This window comes from Stenotrophomonas sp. P5_A8 (assembly GCF_056400545.1).
In genome coordinates, this window is the sequence record NZ_JBFULB010000062.1 from 1 (window position 1) to 16,131 (window position 16,131).

Below are 16,131 nucleotides of genomic sequence, written 5' to 3' on the forward strand. Positions count from 1 at the left end.
GAACAGCGCCTGCCCGTTCTCCAGCGTACCGTGGGCCAGCTGCACGTTCATCCAGCGCGCCATGTCGTGCACGCTGGAATAGATGCCGCCGGCGCCGGCGTTGTTGGACCAGGTCAGCGGGGCGACGGTACGCAACGTGCTGAAGTCGTACTTGGCGTGGCCGACCGCGGCGTTGTCGCCGGGCTTGAGGTGGTCCGCGTTGTAGCGGGTGCCGTCCATGCCCACCGGGGTGAAGATGTGCTGCTGCAGGAACGCGGCGTAGGACTGCCCGGAGACCTGCTCGATCACCTGCTGGGCCACCGCGTAGAGAATATTGTCGTAGGCGTAGCGGTCGCGGAAGCCGGCTTTGAGCGGCACCTTGGCCAGGCGCTGCACGACCTCCTGGTTGCTGTAGCCGGTGGTCGGCCAGAACAGCAGATCACCCGCTCCCAGACTCAGCCCGCTGCGGTGCGAGAGCAGGTCGCGGATGCGCATCTCGCCAGTAACGTAGGGATCGGACATGCGGAAGCCCGGTAGATGGTCGATCACCCGGTCGTCCATCTTCAGCTTGCCCTGCTCGGCCAACAGATTCAGCGAGGTGGCGGTGAAGGCCTTGGTGTTGGACGCGATCGCAAACAGCGTATCGGCCTGTACCGGTGCCGGCTTGCCCAGTTCGCGCACGCCGTAGCCGCGTTCGAACACGACCTGGCCATCCTTGACCACCGCCACGGCGATGCCGGGCACGTCGAACTGGCTGCGGACGCGCTCGACCGTGCTGTCCAGGCGCTGCAGCTGCGCCGGTACCGCCGCCGATGCCAAAGGTGCACATGCGAGCAGCACGATGCCTCCGATCCAGGATGTGTTCAAACAGTGTCTCCAGGTGCGTGTCGCGGGGACGTTGAGGCCTGCACGGGCCCGCTCGCCGGTTTCGCACGATGGTAACGCGCGCGCGCTCAGGCTCGCCTGTGCCAGAAGGAGGACCGCTCCGGAGACCGACATGACCGCGCCTGCCGATACCGTATCCACCGTCATTCCGTGCCTGCGCTACCGCGACGCCCGGGCGGCGATCGCCTGGCTGCAGCACGCGTTCGGGTTCGAGCCGCAGGCGGTGTATGCCGAGGGCGATACCGTCCACCATGCACAGCTGGTCTACGGCCACGGCATGATCATGCTCGGCTCGGTCGACACCACCAGCGAGTGGGGCCGGCACAGCGTGCAGCCCGATGAGGTCGGCGGTCGCCAGACCCAGAGTGCCTGTGTGATCGTGGCCGATCCCGACGCGCATTACGCGCGGGCGGTGGCCGCCGGCGCACGGGTGGTGATCGAGATCGCCGACCAGCCCTACGGCGGGCGCGGCTACGCCTGTCGTGATCCCGAAGGATTCCTGTGGTGGTTCGGCAGCTACGATCCGTGGCGCGCCCACGCAGGCACCGCATGACGGCCGCAGCAGGGCGTATCCGCACCGGCATTGGCGGCTGGGTGTTTCCGGCCTGGCGCGGTGGCATGTTCTACCCGGCCGGGCTGCCGCAGCGCGAAGAGCTGGCCCATGCCAGTGCCGCGCTGCGCTGCATCGAGATCAACAGCACCTTCTACCGGGCGCAGAAGCCGGCCGTCTACGCGCAATGGCGCGAGCAGACGCCGCCGGGCTTCCGCTTCTCGGCCAAGGCACCGCGCACCATCACCCAGACCCATGACCTGAGCAAGGTCGGGCCGCGGGTGGAGGCCTTCGTCGCTGGAATCGTGGCGTTGGAAGACCGGCTGGGCCCGCTGGTGTGGCAGTTCGGTGATACCCACCCTGCCGATGCGGAGGCGTTTGACGGCTTCCTGCAGCTGCTGCCGAAGCAGGCCGATGGGCGACGCCTTCAGCATGCGCTGGAGGTGCGCAATCCGGCGGCGTGGACGCTCGAGCTGGTGACGGTGGCGCGGGCGCACAACGTGGCCTTGGTGTTCAGCGGCTCTGCCGAGCATCCGAGCTTTGCCGACCCGACCGCGGATTTCGTCTATGCGCGGCTGATGCATGCACGCGCCAACCTGCGTGCGGGCTATCCGGAACGGGCGCTGGAGCAGTGGTGCCTGCGTGCGATGCGCTGGGCGCGCGGCGAGGACAATCCGGACCTGCCCCATGTGACCGCCGAGGCAGCGTCCACCGGTCCGCGCGAGGTCTACATGCTGTTCATTGGTGCGGCCAAGCAGCGTAATCCTGGCGCGGCGATGGCGCTGCGCGACCAGCTGGCGCGCGTAGGAGCGACGTAACGCCGATCGTGGGTCGGCCTATCGACCCACCATCGATAGCTACCGCCGGGTGGATACGGCGCTGCGCGCGCCCAACCGCGCGTCGATCCGCCACAACAACGCCCCCAGCGCGATGAACGCCAGCCCCACCACCAGCGCATTGCGCGCCACCGTGGCGGCACCGAGCGCGGCCAGGTCCAGGAACGGATACGGGTACTGCCCGCTCCAGCGCCCGACCAGCAGCGCCCACCCCAGGTAGATCGCCGGGAACAGCAGCGCCCAGCCGAGCTGGCGCCAGCGCAGGCACCCATGCGGTCCGGCCAGCCAACCCAGCAGGTACAGCACCGGGACGGCGTAATGCAAGCCTGTATCGGCCCACCACTGTGCGCCCTGCGGATGCCACAGGCCGCGCAAGACCAGCACGTAGACCAATCCGGTGATGCCGATATACAGCGCCACCGCGGCACTGGCGGCGGGCGCGGCCATGCCGTCGCGGCGCCCCCGCAGCCGTGCCAGACAGACCGCGGCCACACCGATGTTGCTGAGGATGGTGAAGTAGCCGAGCAGGCGCAGCAGCGCCTGCCCGGTGCCGGCCGTGGCGCCGACGGTCTGCAGCAGCAGCGCGTACTGCAGCACCAGCGCTGCGATGGCGGTGAGCCCGGTGAGCCCGGCCAGGGCCCGGGCGCGCGGGGACGGTGAGGGGATCGGTGCGCTGTTCATCGGCGCAGGATGCCATGCCGGCCTAAACGCGACGTGCATGGATCGCGGTGGCGCCCGGCTTGTCGCACAATACCGCGATGCCCATGACCGATACCCGCAGAGCGCTTCTGCAAATCCATTTCTGCGTGCTGCTGTGGGGCGTCACCGCCATCCTCGGCAAGCTGATCACCCTGCCCGCGCTGCCGTTGGTGTGGTGGCGAATGCTGCTCGTGGTGGCGATGCTGGCGTTGCTGCCACGGGTGTGGCGCGGGCTGCGGCAGCTGTCGCCGACACTGTTTGCAGGCTACTGCGGCATCGGCGCGCTGGTCGCGCTGCACTGGCTGACCTTCTACGGCGCGGTGAAACTGGCCAATGCCTCGGTGGCGGCCACCTGCATCGCGCTGGCGCCGGTGTTCACCTCGGTGATCGAGCCGTGGGTGGCCAGGCGCCCGTTCCAGCTGCGCGAGCTCGCCTTCGGCGTCGCGGTGCTGCCCGGCGTGGCGCTGGTGGTGGGCGGGGTTCCGCATGGCATGCGCCTGGGCGTACTGATTGGTGCCCTGTCGGCGCTGCTGGTGGCGGTGTTCGGCTCGCTCAACAAGCGCATGGTCAGTCACGCCGACCCGCTTACCGTGACCGCGCTGGAACTCGGCGCTGGCACGCTCACCCTGACCCTGCTGGCGCCGGCGCTGCCGTTCCTGCTGCCGGCGCTGGCCAGCCCGCTGTGGGTGATCCCGGACCTGCACGATGGCCTGCTGCTGCTGACCCTGGCCGGGCTGTGCACGCTGCTGCCATTCGCGCTGGCGCTGGTCGCGCTGCGCCACATCAGTGCCTACACCTCGCAGCTGGTGACCAACCTCGAACCGGTCTACGCGATCGTGCTGGCGATGGTGTTGCTCAGCGAGCAGCGCGAACTGACCCCGCTGTTCTATGCCGGCGTGGCAATCATCGTCGGCGCGGTGTTCCTGCATCCCCTGTTGAACCGCCGCAAGCCGGTCCAGCATCCGGAGATCCTGGCTACCGCCGAGGCGCGCAACATCGCCGATTGACCGGCCCGGCGCGCACCGGCCAGCAGTCCGGTACCAGCTGTGATGGCCGACCAACGGTCGCTACCGGATGCGAATGGCCCGGCCGACGATCGGCGCTTACCGCGATGGCCAGTACCAGGCCGGCGCATCCAGCAGGCCCTGTCCGACCACGCGGGTCTGGCTGAGTTCCTTGTGCAGGCGGATACACGCACACGCAGGGTCTTCCTGCAGCGCCGCGATCAGGCGGCTGGCGTGCGACACCACCCACAACTGGCTGCGCGTTGACGCGGCAATGATCAACCGCGCCAGCGCCGGCAGCAGGTCCGGGTGCAGGCTGGTCTCCGGTTCGTTGAGCACCATCAGCGGCGGCGGGCGCGGGGTATGCAACGCCGCAATCAGCAGCAGATAGCGCAGCGTGCCGTCGGACAGTTCAGCCGCCGACAACGGCCGCAGCAGCCCGGGCTGCTGGAACTTCAGGTGCAGCCGGCCTTCGTGCGGTTCGATCAACACCTGCGCACCGGGAAACGCATCGTCGAGCGAGCGCGCCAGGGCCTGCGGATCGCCGATCTCCACGATGGTCTGCCAGGCCGCCGCCAGGTCATGGCCGTCGTGGCTGAGCACCGGCGTGCGCGTGGCCAGCGGCGCCTGCCGCGCCGGTGCGTGCGGATCGCTGCGGAAATGATCGTAGAAACGCCAGCCGCGGATCGATTCGCGCAGGGCCAGCACCTCGGGCATGCGCTGCGGATCGGCCAGTTGGGTGAACAGGCTTTCGAATACCGACAGGTGCTCGTCCACCACCTCCCACTGCCGGCCGTTCCTGCGCCGCACCAGCGCGCCGCGTCGCTCTACCAGCGCGTTGGCGCTGCGCAGGAATGGCCCGGCCCAGACACTCTCGCATTTGATCTGCGGGTCCAGGTCGAACATCGACCTGCTGCCCACCGGTAGCCCCAGGTCGATCGCATAGCCGAAATCGGCAGCCGCAAACCCGAGCCGCAGCGCGACCGATGGCGCGTGCGCCTGGCCCTGCACGGGGATCTCGCCCCGTACCATGCGCGGGTTGATGCGGCTGGGCCCGGCCCACAGCGCCGAGCCCAGCCCGCCCTCGCGCGCCAGCGCCGCGGCAACGCCGCCCTGCGCGGTCTCGGCCAGCAGGCGCAGCGCGCGGTAGAGGCTGGATTTGCCGCTGCCGTTGTCACCGGTGACCAGGTTGAGCCGTCCCATCGGCACGACCAGGTCGTACAGGGAGCGGTAGTTGGCGATGGCCAGGGTCTGCAGCATGGCAAGGGCGGTGGCAGGCGGGACACCAGCATGCCAGCGCCGCGTCGCAGTGCCTGCGAATGCGCCCTCAGTCGGCGCGCAGCACCCGGTTGCGGCCCTGATGCTTGGCCTGGTAGAGCGCCGCGTCGGCGCGGGCCAGGGTCTGCTCCACCGTGTCGCCGTGGTGGTGGGCGGCCACGCCGATGCGGATCGTCAGCGGGATGCCCAGCGGCAGGTCGGCCACGGCCATGCGCAGGACATCGCACTGCAGCTCGGCGGTGGCCAGCGCGGTGTCGGGCATCAGCACCACGAACTCCTCGCCGCCAAAGCGCGCCGCCAGCCCCTGCCCGGCGAAGTGCGCGCGCAGCAGCCGGGCCAGTTCGGCCAGCACGTGGTCGCCGGTGGCGTGGCCGTAGAGATCGTTGACGCGCTTGAAATGGTCGATGTCCAGCAGGGCCACCGCGGTCTGCCGTGGCTGGCCGTCGGCATCGCAGACCGCCGCCGTCAGCGCGGCGCTCATCGCGCGGCGGTTGGGTAGTCCGGTCAGCGGGTCGGTGCGGCTCTGCTCGGCCAGGTCCGCATTCTGCTGTTCAAGCAGGTTGTTGTATTCGCCCAGGCGCTGTTCGTACCACGCGCGGTCGCGCATGTGCTGCTGGATCTCGTGCGCGTAGCGGCGCAGTTCCATCACCAGCGAGACCTGCCGGGACAGCGCGGCCAAGGCCTTGGCCTGCTCCGGGCGCAGCTGCCCAGGGCTGGCGTCGAACACGCACAACGTCCCCAGCGGCAATCCATCGAAGCTGAGCAACGGTGCACCGGCGTAGAAGCGCACGTGCGGGTCGTCCACCACCAGCGGGTTGTCGTGGAAGCGCGGATCCTGCAATGCATCCTCGACCACCATCACCTGGTCCGGTTGCAGGATGGCGTGGCCACAGAAGGAGATATCGCGACTGGCCTCGCTGGCGTCCACCGCCCGCCGCGCCTTGAACCACTGGCGGTCCCGGTCCACCAGCGTCACCGCCCCCATGCCGGTGCCACACAAGGCCGTGGCAATGGTCACCAGATCCTCGAACGACCGTTCATTGGGCGTATCCAGGATCTGGTAGCGCTGCAGCGCCAGCAGGCGCTGTTCTTCGTTGTCCGGCTTGGACGGCTTGATCATCGGGGCAGGCGTGGTGGTGTTCCCGCGCAGTCTAGCCCCGCTGCGGCGTCATCGCGTGACGCACGGCATCACCACTCCAGCTGCTTGGGCAGCAGGCCTTTGAGCTCGGCGTCGGTCAGATTGCGCCACTGGCCCGGCTTGAGCGCACCGAGCTTGATGTTGTCGATGCGCACGCGGCGCAGCTGGGTAACGCGGTAGTCGAAGGCGGCGGCCATCAGGCGGATCTGCCGGTTCAGGCCTTGCTGCAGGGTGATGCGGAAACCGAACTTGGCCAGCTTGCTGGTGCGGCACGGCAGCGTGGTTTCGTCGCGGATGCGCACGCCGCGCGCCATGCCGCGCAGGAATTCGTCGGTGACCGGCTTGTTCACCGCCACCATGTATTCCTTCTGGTGGCCGTTCTCGGCACGCAGGATCTGGTTGACGATGTTGCCGTTGCTGGTCAGCAGGATCAGGCCTTCGGAATCCTTGTCCAGGCGCCCCACCGGGAAGATGCGCTGCTCGTGGCCGACGAACTCGACGATGTTGCCCTTGACCGAGGTTTCGGTGGTGCAGGTGATGCCCACCGGCTTGTTCAGCGCGATGTAGACGTGTTTGCGGCCACCGGCCTTTTTCGCTTCGCGGGCGCGCAGCGGTTGGCCGTCGACCAGGACCACGTCGCCTTCGCCGACCACCGCACCGGTGCCGGCCGGATGGCCGTTGACGGTGACGCGGCGCTCGCCGATCAGGCGGTCGGCTTCGCGACGGGAACAGAAGYCGGTATCGGCGATGTGCTTGTTGAGTCGAATAGTCATGGGCCCATTATCCGGCAAACCCGGCCCGCGCAGGGCGATGGCGACTCATGCCGTCATCGGAGCGGCGGCCGGGGTGGCCTGCTCGGCGTCATAGACCTGGTTGCGGCCGGCGCGCTTGGCGCAGTACATGGCATGGTCGGCGCGGCGCAGCAGCGAGGGCAGGTCGTCGCCGTCGCCGCGCATCGCCGCCAGGCCGATGCTGGCCGATACGTTCAGGCCCGGGATGGCCAGGATCGCGGTGACCGCCTGCACCTGCAGGCGCACGCTTTCCAGCCGGGCCAGGGCGCTGGCGCGGCTGGCGCCGGGCAGCAGCACCAGGAACTCCTCCCCGCCCATGCGGATCACATCATCGCGGTTGCGGACCGAGTCGCGCAGGTTGCGCGCCACCGCCACCAGCACCTGGTCGCCCACCTCGTGGCCATACTGGTCGTTGATGTCCTTGAACAGGTCGATGTCCAGGAAGCCGATCGCCAGCGGCTGTTCGTCCTGGCGCGCGCGTTCCAGGTACTGCGCCAGCAGGCGCAGGCCGGCGCGGCGATTGGGCAGCCCGGTCAGCGGGTCGGTGTCGGCCAACTGGCGCATTTCATCGCGCTGCTGGCGCAGGCGGCCCAGGCGCAGGTTCAGCGCATAGGCGGACATCATCAGAAACCAGGTGGCGGCCAGCTGCAGCGTTTCGATCCGGTAGGCCACCAGCCACTGCGCATGCAGCGCATCGGCGATGATCATGATCCACCACGGTGCCAGCGCGCTCAGCCCGGCCAAGGCGTAGCGGTCGCGTCGCAGCAGCGCCCACACGCCCACCCCCAGGCACACCGCGCAGCCCAGCAGATACAGGTCTTCCAGCGCGGCCGCCCACCAGGTCAGCGCGGCCAGGCCCATCCACGGCACGCACAGACCCACCACCACCAGTGCCCACAGCACGGCCTGCTGGACGCCGCGCGAGCGTGGCCACAGCCGGTCGCCCCCGTTGAGCCGCCACAGCACCGGCAGCAGCATCGCCTCGGTGAACGCGCTCAGCGCCACCAGCCACCACGAGGACCGGTCGCCCACCGGCAGCCACGGCTCGGGATAGCCGCTGAGGCCCCCCAGCACCGCTTGCCACAGCACGAACACCAGGCACACGCCCACGTAGATCAGGAAGGATCGGTCCTTGGCGGTGACATAGCCGATCAACGCCGACAGCGCCAGCGCGATCGCCACCGCGATGCAGGCCGCGCGCACCAGCAGCCGCGCGGTGTCGTTCTGCTGCACCGGGCTGGGCGCGCCGAGCTGCACCGTGGGGATCCAGCGCGGTTTGAGCGGCGTGGCCCAGGACACCACGATAGGTTCGTGCTCACCCGCCTTGGGCACCACCACCATGCCCACCCCGGCGCGGAAGCGCGAATCGCGGGTGCGCGCGTCGTGCATGCTGCCGCAGATCTGGCGGTCGCCATGGCTGATCCGTACTTCGCCGGAGAACACGCCGAACACGTCCACCGCCTGCGGTTCGCCCGACCAGCCTTGCGGCGGCGCAGGGACCGCCAGCACCTGCTGGTGCCGCGCCAGGACGTCGGCCGAGCAGGCGCGTTGCGGCGTGCGCTCGGCGGTGGCCGCCCCCAGCAGCAGCACGTCGGTGCCGGCCCGGGCCGGCGCGTTGGGAACTGCGCTGGCGGCAGCGAGCGCCGGCAGCACCAGCACCAGCCAAGCCAGCAGCAGCGTTACTGCATGTTTGCCAACGAACCTGCCAAGCCAGTGCCCCACACGCCTGCCCGCCCATCGATGTTGCCGCCACGCACGCCGCGTGACGCCCCTGGCCGGGATTATCGCAAGTTCCCGGCCACTTCACCCTCCCCGCCGTTCAGCCGGGCCGTCGGCCCAACGCTCAGGGCGCGCCGCTGCGGCGGTCGGCTGCCACGCCGGTCCGCGCCGGCCATAACGCGGGCTGGGTCATCCGCTCAAGCGCCATCGGCCGTTCGATCGCATAGCCCTGCAGCCCATCCACGCCGAGCACCTGCAGCTGCTCGGCAACCTCGTCCGATTCGACCCACTCGGCAATCACGGTCATGTGCAGCTCGCGGCCGATCTCGGTGATCGCGCGTACCGCCGCGCGGCTGACCGGATCGATATCCATGTCGCGCACGAACACGCCGTCGATCTTGAGCATGTCCGCCGGCAACTGACGCAGGTAGCTGAAGGAGGACAGGCCTGAGCCGAAGTCGTCCAATGCGACCCGGCAACCCCGCGCCTTGACCGCTTCGATGAAGTTGCGTGCCTGGGCCAGGTTGCTGATCGCCGCCGTCTCGGTGACCTCGAAGCACAGCTTGCGGGCGAGGCCGCGATTGCGCTCGAGCAGATCGCAGACAAAGGCCAGGAAGCTGGGTTCGGTGATCGACTGCGCCGACACGTTGACGTTGCACAGGCCCAGCCGCTGCACGTGTGCCGGGCACACCTGCAGGTGGCGGAACAACAGTCCCAGCACATGCCGGTCCAGCGCCATGCCCATGCCGTAGCGCTCGACGGCGGGCATGAAGTCGCCCGGCATCTGCAGCACCCCTTCGGGGCTGCGCATGCGCACCAGCACTTCGTAATGCAGGTACGCCGGATCGCCGACCCGCTCGATGCGCTGCGCGTAGAGCAGCATGCGGTTCTCGGCGATCGCACTGGAGACCCGCGCCAGGCGTTCGGCTTCCAGCCGCCGTTCCTCCAGCGCCGGGCGGCTTTCGTTGTAGCAGTGCACACGGTTGCGCCCGGCCTCCTTGGCCGCATAGCAGGCACTGTCGGCCGCGCTCATCAGCCAGTTCACGTCCACCGTCTCGTCGGTGACTTCCACCAGGCCGATGCTGCAGCTCAGCCGCGGCGACCCTTCGCCGTGCTGGAAGCTGGCCTGGCCGAGGTTGCGGACGATCCGCTGCAGCACCTGCTTGGCTTCCTCCTGGCCGGCGTTGGCCAGGAACAGGGCGAATTCGTCCCCACCCATGCGCCCGACCCAGTCGCCCTCGCGCACCGCCCCGACCAGGTAGTCGGCGAAGCTGTGCAGCAGCTGGTCGCCGGCGGCGTGGCCAAGTCCGTCGTTGACCAGCTTGAAGTAGTCCAGGTCGAGATAGCACAGGCTGTGCACGCCGCCGTGGCTGCGCACGTCGATGAGCGCCTGTTCGAGCAGGCGTTCGATCTCGCGGCGGTTGATCAGCCCGGTCAGCGGATCGTGGCTGGCATGGTGTTCGACCTCACGCGCCAGCGCATGGTTCTGCGAGACGTCCTCGACGATGGCAAATACGGCCGGCTCGCGCCCGGGCGTGCGCACGACGGTCCCGCTCCAGCGCCCCCACATCAGCCCGCCATCGGCACGCCGGAAGCGCAGCTCGCCGGGGCGCAGCTGGCGTATCCAGTCGATGCCTCCCTGCGCATCCAGCACCAGTTCGCCTTCCACCAGCAGATCCTGCAGCGGCATCCCGAGCATCGACTCACGGCGGTGGTCGAGGATGTCGGCCATCGCCTGGTTGGCTTCCAGTACCCCGCCGGCATGGTCGAGTTTGAGCATGCCGACGGTGGCCTGGTAGAAGGCGGCGCGGAAACGTCCCTCCTGCTCCAGCAGATCACGCCGCACCCGTCGCGACAGCAGCACCGCCACCAGCGTGATCAGCAGCACCGACAAGCCGCCCACCAGCAGCGTGGTCATGCGTACGACCGAGGCGGTGCGCAGCAACGACGCCGAAAATGCCTTCGCCTGCGCCTGCAGGCTGCGATCCAGCAGGTGCAGGTGGTCCAGGAGCGCCTGCCGCTGCGGTCCGGTGCCGCCGCCATTGGCGTGCATCGCCGCCGCGCGGTCGGCGATCTGCACCAGCTGCTGCAGCCCTGCATCGGTCTGCTGCCACAGCCGCACCGCGTCGCGGAAGTAACTCATCCGGCCCAGGTAACGGAACGACACGATCAGGCGGTTGATGTCGCCCGGCGCGTTGCCGCCCTGCACGAAACCGCGGCGCGCCGCCGCCAGGTCCGGATCGGCCTGTTCCAGCGCCCGCCGCGCAGCCAGATCGCCCAGCGGCACCGCCCAGGCCGTGCGCGCTTCGGCCAGGTCGGCCGGGTCTCCCGAGTTGATGTAGCGGCCAAGCGCGAAGCTGGCCTGCTGCTGGCTCCGCGACCAGTGGCTCTGGCCGACGATCCACGCCGTCGAGGCGGCCTGCAATTCCTGGATCAGCGCGGAAATGCCCACCAGCCCGATCGCCATGCCGGTCAGCAGAACAAAGCGCAGGGTCAGGCCCCGCGTCAGATACGGTACCGCCGTTGCACCAACATCCCTGCCAGTTGCCAGCATCGCGGATCCCCCCGGAGCCATGGAGTGAGTATCAAGCCCGATGAAGTCAGGGACTCAGGCTAGAGCGGGCAATGTTGAGGCGGTGCGAAACCCGGAAACGACAACGCCAGCCCGGGGGCTGGCGTTGTCTGGACCGCGGGGGCGATCAGGCGTTGCGCGGACCGCGCGGCTTGAAGCCGTCACGACGCGGCGGACGGTCGTCGCCGCCCGGGCCGCTGCGCGGACCACCCGGGCCACCCGGGCCGCGCGGCTTGCCGCCGAACTTCGGCTTGAACGCCGGACGCGGCGACGGGGTCAGGTCTTCACCCGGCTCCACCTTGCGCATCTGAAGCTGCTGGCCGGAGACCCACACCTTCTTCAGGTGGGTCAGCAGGTCCTGCGGCATTTCCGCCGGCAGGTCCAGCACCGAGAAGTCGTCATGGATGTCGATGCGGCCGATGAAGCGGCTTTCCAGCCCGGCTTCGTTGGCGATCGCGCCGACGATGTTGCCCGGCTTCACGCCGTGCACGTGGCCCACTTCGATGCGGAAGGTTTCCATGCCCGGCTCGGCGGCACCACGCGGGGCGATGTCACGGCGCGGGGCGCGCTCGACGCCGCCGTCGCTGTTGCCGAAGTCGCCTTCCGGACGCGGCGGACGCGGGCCACGGTCGTCTTCACGACGCGGGCCACGCTCGAAGCGCGGTTCGAAACGGGCCGGACGCTCGCCACGGTCGTTGCCGCGTTCGTTGCGCTGCTGCGGGGCACGTTCTTCGCGCGCACCACGCACCGGCGGGGTCAGCAGGAACGGCGAATCGCCCTGCAGCAACTTGGCCAGCGCGGCGGCGATCTCGATCGCCGGCACGTTCTTCTCGCCTTCCAGGCGCTGCAGCAGGTCGCGGTAGAACTCGGTGCCACCGGCATCGAGCACGTCGCTGATGCGGCTCATGAACTTGGTGATGCGGGTGTCGTTGACCGCGTCCACGCTCGGCAACTGCATCTCTTCGATCGGCTGCCGGGTAGCGCGCTCGATCGCACGCAGCATCCCCTTTTCGCGCGGGGTGGCGAACAGGATCGCATCACCGGTGCGGCCGGCACGGCCGGTACGGCCGATGCGGTGCACGTAGCTTTCGGTGTCGTACGGGATGTCGTAGTTCAGCACGTGGCTGATGCGTTCCACGTCCAGGCCACGGGCGGCCACGTCGGTGGCGACCAGGATGTCCAGCTTGCCTTCCTTCAGCATGCCGATGGTGCGCTCGCGCTGGGCCTGCTGCATGTCGCCGTTGATGGCGGCTGCGGCCAGGCCACGGGCCTGCAGCTTCTCGGCGAGTTCTTCGGTGGCGGCCTTGGTCCGCGAGAAGATGATCATCGCGTCGAACGGTTCCACTTCCAGGATGCGGGTCAGCGCGTCCAGCTTGTGCATGCCGCTCACCCACCAGTAGCGCTGGCGGATGTTGGCCGAGGTGGTCGTCTTGCTGACGATGGTCACTTCGGCCGGGTTCTTCAGGTAGGTCTGGGCGATGCGGCGGATCTGCGACGGCATGGTGGCCGAGAACAGAGCGACCTGGCGGGTTTCCGGCAGCTTCTTCAGCACCGCTTCGACGTCGTCGATGAAGCCCATGCGCAGCATTTCATCGGCTTCGTCCAGCACCAGGGTCTTCAGTTCGGACAGGTCCAGGGTGCCGCGCTCAAGGTGATCGATCACCCGGCCCGGCGTACCGACGATGACATGCACGCCACGACGCAGGGCCGACAGCTGCTGACCGTAGGGCTGGCCGCCGTAAACGGGCAGCACACGGAAACCGGGGATGCCCGAGGAGTAGGTCTGGAACGCCTCGGCAACCTGGATGGCCAGTTCGCGGGTCGGCGCCAGCACCAGCACCTGCGGCTTGGTCTGGTTGAAATCGAGATTGGACAGCACCGGCAGCGCGAAGGCGGCGGTCTTGCCGGTACCGGTCTGGGCCTGGCCCAGCACGTCACGGCCTTCCAGCATGGCCGGAATGGTGGCGGCCTGGATCGGCGACGGGGTTTCATAACCGACGGTGGCGACGGCCTGCATCACAGCGTCGGACAGGCCGAGATCTGCGAACAGCAGCGGCGCGGGGGATTCTTGGGACATGGGAAACTCCGAAACACTGCCGTTTCAAGCGGCAGTGAGATAAAAAAGGGGGATGGTCCGCGCTTTGGGCGCCCTTTCTTATCGCGTGCCCTAGCGCTGCTCGGTCGGAGGAGAATTCACTCGCTCAGGGGGCGATGATACCGCATTGTTCCTGAACAACGCGTACAGATTTCCGCATGCATCCCCTTCTGCAGCGTGCTGGCGCACAATACGCGCCCTCTTCCGGCCCGGCCCCACGTCCGCGCCCCTTCCCAGGATACCCGTTCCATGCAGACCCTCGAATTTGAACTGGACCGCGACTACGTCGAGCTGAAGCAGCTGCTCAAGCTGGCCGACCTGGTCACCAGCGGGGGCGAAGCCAAGACCGTGATCGGCGACGGCCACGTCCTGGTCGATGGTGAAGTGGAACTGCGCAAGGCGTGCAAGATCCGCGCGGGCCAGATGGTCCAGTTCGGCGACACCGTCATCCACGTCATCGCCGATTCCGACGCGCCCTGATCGGTCGGTCATGACCGCTGGTGGTGACGTCTCAGCGCTGGGTCAGGTGCGCGGCGATCAACCGGCGGAACGGCGTCACCCCCTGCGCCAGGCGCAACCCGGCCCGGCGCAGCACCYGGGCCGGCAGGCGGTCGTCGGTATACAGCGCGGCGATGGCGTTGGTGGCCTCATACAACGGGCGTGACGCCAGCCGGTGGCCGCGCTCGTAGGCGGACAGCCCACCCGGGGCGRCAATGTCGGTACCCCGCACCGCTGCCCGGGTCAGGATCGCGGCCAGCCGATGCTGGCTGAGCAATCCCAGGTTGAACCCGTGGGCGGTGACCGGATGCATGCCCACGGCGGCGTCGCCGATCAAGGCACAGCGATCGCCGACGAATGCGTTGGCATACACCCCCACCAACGGATAGGCCTGTGGCCGCGCGGTCGGCTGCATCGCGCCCAGCCGGTGTTCGAAGAAGGTGCTGATGCTGCGCCCGAAGCGGTCTTCGTCCTGCGCCAGCAATGCCTCGATCTGGCGCGGTGGCAGGGTGATCACCGCCGAGGCCTGGTCGCCGTTGAGCGGCAGCAGCGCCATCGTGCGCCCATAGCCGAACCACTCCCAGGCGGTGTGCCGGTGCGGCACCTCGATCTGCATCCGGCAGACCAGCATCGACTTGCCGAAGTCGCGCATGCGCGCGCCTATCCCGAGCATGCGCCGGGTGCTGGAAAAGCGGCTGTCGGCGGCGACCACCAGGCGTGCGACCAGGCGGCGCCCATCGGCCAGGGTCACCACGCTGTGGCGCGGCCCGGCGACCACCCCGACCACCCGCGTTTCATCCAGCAGTTGCAGGCCGCGCTGGCCCTGCACGCTGTCCCAGGCGGCGCGGCGGATCAGATGGTTGGGCACCAGCCAGCCCAGGTCGCCATCGGTGCGCTGGGTGTTGGCAAAGGTCAGCGCGAACGGCGAGCCGCCGTCCAGGACCTTGGCATCCCGCAGGGAGGAGATCTCGGCCGGGTCCAGCCGCGCCCAGATGCCCAGCGTTTCCAGGATCTGCCGCGAGGCGTGGGTCAAGGCAATCTCGCGGCCGTCGAACGCCGGCTGCGCCAGTGCAGCGCGCGGCTGTTGTTCGACCAGGCTGACGCGCAGGCCGCTGTCGGCGAGCGAGCGTGCGAAGCACAACCCGGCCGGTCCCGCTCCGACCACCACCACATCCACCGGCTGTTCCGGTGCGCACTGCTGCTGCGGGCTTGCGTCCGACATGTTCCATCCTGCGGTTGCGTGTCGGTGCCAGCTTACCGCCGTTGGCCCAACCCCCGCCTTGATCTGGATCAGCGGGGTCGGCCGGGATTCACCCGTGTTCTACAGCAGGGCGAAGATCAGCTTGATGATGCCGATCAGCGAGACCACCCACACCAGGCTGCGCACGTACGGCACCCCGGCGGCATACAGCGGCAGGTAGACCACCCGCGCCCAGAAATACAGCTGCACCGCCAGGGCGGTGGTGCTGTCCTGGCGCTGGGTCAGCACCACCGCCAGTACGGCAGCAGCGAAGAACGGAAAGGTCTCCATGAAGTTGGACTGGGCGCGCTGCAGGCGCCCGGTCAGCGGCCGCACCGGCGGACCCTGCGCATCGCGCGGCGAGGCGTTCCACTTCAGGCCGCGCTCGTGAGTGACGGCGGTGGACGCGGCAAACAGGTGCACCAGGCCCAGCACCATCGACCACGCCAACATCTGGATCTCGATACTCATGGGCATTCCTCAGGGAGTGGCGGCACGCACGCTGTAACCGGCCAGGCGCCAGACCCGATCTTCGTCGAGCCGGAAGGAGACCAGTTCGCGCACCGGCTGGGCGCTGTTGGCAAACCGCGTGGGGAAACTGACGTTGATGTAGAGCCCTTCGGGCACCGTCGCGCCCGGCGCGTACTTGACCCGGGTCACCACCGGCTGACCACGCGAAGCCAATGCCCCCAGGCGCTTGCGATCGGACGTGAGCTGGCCGACGAAGGCCTGTTCGGTGACCGATTTCTTCGCGATCGCCGAGGCGCCCTTCCAGGCCTCGGCGGCGCGGTTGGCGTCCACCAGCTGTGCCACCTGCAGCGCGGCGGCACTCAACTCGGCGTCCTGC

15 protein-coding genes are annotated in these 16,131 nt (G+C 68.8%); 4 read left to right on the forward strand and 11 right to left on the reverse strand.

The window, feature by feature from the left end; translation table 11 throughout:
* Positions 1-846, reverse strand: an 846-nt coding sequence (locus AC1DQP_RS06825; RefSeq protein ID WP_478051308.1) for a serine hydrolase domain-containing protein, incomplete at its 3' end; no start/stop codon positions are given.
* 130 nt (positions 847-976) lie between these two features.
* On the opposite strand from AC1DQP_RS06825, the gene AC1DQP_RS06830 reads away from it, so the two are divergent.
* Together AC1DQP_RS06830 and AC1DQP_RS06835 are read left to right on the forward strand one after the other, a co-directional pair.
* Positions 977-1,417, forward strand: coding sequence for a VOC family protein (locus AC1DQP_RS06830; RefSeq protein ID WP_256776832.1), 441 nt, complete (start codon positions 977-979; stop codon positions 1,415-1,417).
* Positions 1,414-2,232, forward strand: a complete 819-nt coding sequence (locus AC1DQP_RS06835) for a DUF72 domain-containing protein (protein ID WP_457318488.1) — start codon at positions 1,414-1,416, stop codon at positions 2,230-2,232. Before AC1DQP_RS06830 ends, AC1DQP_RS06835 begins: the two co-directional genes overlap by 4 nt.
* A 39-nt stretch (positions 2,233-2,271) precedes the next feature.
* Here AC1DQP_RS06835 and AC1DQP_RS06840 read toward each other — a convergent pair whose 3' ends face one another.
* A complete protein-coding gene (locus tag AC1DQP_RS06840) occupies positions 2,272-2,931 on the reverse strand; it encodes a Pr6Pr family membrane protein (RefSeq protein WP_457318489.1) in 660 nt (219 codons plus the stop codon).
* 77 nt (positions 2,932-3,008) lie between these two features.
* Between AC1DQP_RS06840 and AC1DQP_RS06845 the strand changes: the two genes are divergently transcribed.
* Entirely contained in the window at positions 3,009-3,956 is a 948-nt protein-coding gene (locus AC1DQP_RS06845; protein WP_256776850.1) for a DMT family transporter, read from the forward strand.
* Between the two features lie 96 nt (positions 3,957-4,052).
* Here AC1DQP_RS06845 and AC1DQP_RS06850 read toward each other — a convergent pair whose 3' ends face one another.
* The 6 genes from AC1DQP_RS06850 to AC1DQP_RS06875 all read right to left on the reverse strand — a co-directional run bounded on the left by AC1DQP_RS06850 (position 4,053) and on the right by AC1DQP_RS06875 (position 13,528).
* On the reverse strand, positions 4,053-5,213 hold the full coding sequence (locus AC1DQP_RS06850; RefSeq protein WP_457318490.1) for an AAA family ATPase: 1,161 nt from the start codon (positions 5,211-5,213) through the stop codon (positions 4,053-4,055).
* Positions 5,214-5,280: 67 nt separating this feature from the next.
* Entirely contained in the window at positions 5,281-6,351 is a 1,071-nt protein-coding gene (locus AC1DQP_RS06855; RefSeq protein ID WP_478051309.1) for a sensor domain-containing diguanylate cyclase, read from the reverse strand.
* A 68-nt stretch (positions 6,352-6,419) separates the two neighbouring features.
* Complete coding sequence (locus AC1DQP_RS06860) at positions 6,420-7,142, reverse strand: pseudouridine synthase (RefSeq protein ID WP_478051310.1); 723 nt, start codon at positions 7,140-7,142, stop codon at positions 6,420-6,422.
* 45 nt (positions 7,143-7,187) lie between these two features.
* Positions 7,188-8,819 (reverse strand): sensor domain-containing diguanylate cyclase, encoded by a 1,632-nt coding sequence (locus AC1DQP_RS06865; RefSeq protein ID WP_457318493.1) that lies wholly within the window; start codon positions 8,817-8,819, stop codon positions 7,188-7,190.
* A 184-nt stretch (positions 8,820-9,003) separates the two neighbouring features.
* Positions 9,004-11,433: a putative bifunctional diguanylate cyclase/phosphodiesterase gene (locus tag AC1DQP_RS06870; RefSeq protein WP_457318494.1), complete on the reverse strand. Its 2,430-nt coding sequence runs from the start codon at positions 11,431-11,433 to the stop codon at positions 9,004-9,006.
* A gap of 145 nt (positions 11,434-11,578) precedes the next feature.
* A complete protein-coding gene (locus AC1DQP_RS06875) occupies positions 11,579-13,528 on the reverse strand; it encodes a DEAD/DEAH box helicase (protein ID WP_478051311.1) in 1,950 nt (649 codons plus the stop codon).
* A 267-nt stretch (positions 13,529-13,795) separates the two neighbouring features.
* On the opposite strand from AC1DQP_RS06875, the gene AC1DQP_RS06880 reads away from it, so the two are divergent.
* A complete protein-coding gene (locus AC1DQP_RS06880) occupies positions 13,796-14,026 on the forward strand; it encodes an RNA-binding S4 domain-containing protein (protein ID WP_457321532.1) in 231 nt (76 codons plus the stop codon).
* 31 nt (positions 14,027-14,057) lie between these two features.
* Here AC1DQP_RS06880 and ubiM read toward each other — a convergent pair whose 3' ends face one another.
* The 3 genes from ubiM to AC1DQP_RS06895 form a co-directional block, all read right to left on the reverse strand.
* Positions 14,058-15,266, reverse strand: coding sequence for a 5-demethoxyubiquinol-8 5-hydroxylase UbiM (gene ubiM, locus AC1DQP_RS06885; protein WP_478051312.1), 1,209 nt, complete (start codon positions 15,264-15,266; stop codon positions 14,058-14,060).
* A 99-nt stretch (positions 15,267-15,365) separates the two neighbouring features.
* Positions 15,366-15,761, reverse strand: coding sequence for an MAPEG family protein (locus AC1DQP_RS06890; RefSeq protein WP_457321527.1), 396 nt, complete (start codon positions 15,759-15,761; stop codon positions 15,366-15,368).
* A gap of 3 nt (positions 15,762-15,764) precedes the next feature.
* On the reverse strand, positions 15,765-16,131 hold a 367-nt coding region (locus AC1DQP_RS06895), incomplete at its 5' end, for a DUF4019 domain-containing protein (RefSeq protein ID WP_478051313.1).

Coding starts and splice junctions, on each gene's coding strand:
- AC1DQP_RS06830 (WP_256776832.1), top strand. CDS start 977: ATGACCGCGCCTGCCGATACCGTATCCACCGTCATTCCGTGCCTGCGC.
- AC1DQP_RS06835 (WP_457318488.1), top strand. CDS start 1,414: ATGACGGCCGCAGCAGGGCGTATCCGCACCGGCATTGGCGGCTGGGTG.
- AC1DQP_RS06840 (WP_457318489.1), bottom strand. CDS start 2,931: ATGAACAGCGCACCGATCCCCTCACCGTCCCCGCGCGCCCGGGCCCTG.
- AC1DQP_RS06845 (WP_256776850.1), top strand. CDS start 3,009: ATGCCCATGACCGATACCCGCAGAGCGCTTCTGCAAATCCATTTCTGC.
- AC1DQP_RS06850 (WP_457318490.1), bottom strand. CDS start 5,213: ATGCTGCAGACCCTGGCCATCGCCAACTACCGCTCCCTGTACGACCTG.
- AC1DQP_RS06855 (WP_478051309.1), bottom strand. CDS start 6,351: ATGATCAAGCCGTCCAAGCCGGACAACGAAGAACAGCGCCTGCTGGCG.
- AC1DQP_RS06870 (WP_457318494.1), bottom strand. CDS start 11,433: ATGCTGGCAACTGGCAGGGATGTTGGTGCAACGGCGGTACCGTATCTG.
- AC1DQP_RS06875 (WP_478051311.1), bottom strand. CDS start 13,528: ATGTCCCAAGAATCCCCCGCGCCGCTGCTGTTCGCAGATCTCGGCCTG.
- AC1DQP_RS06880 (WP_457321532.1), top strand. CDS start 13,796: ATGCAGACCCTCGAATTTGAACTGGACCGCGACTACGTCGAGCTGAAG.
- AC1DQP_RS06890 (WP_457321527.1), bottom strand. CDS start 15,761: ATGCCCATGAGTATCGAGATCCAGATGTTGGCGTGGTCGATGGTGCTG.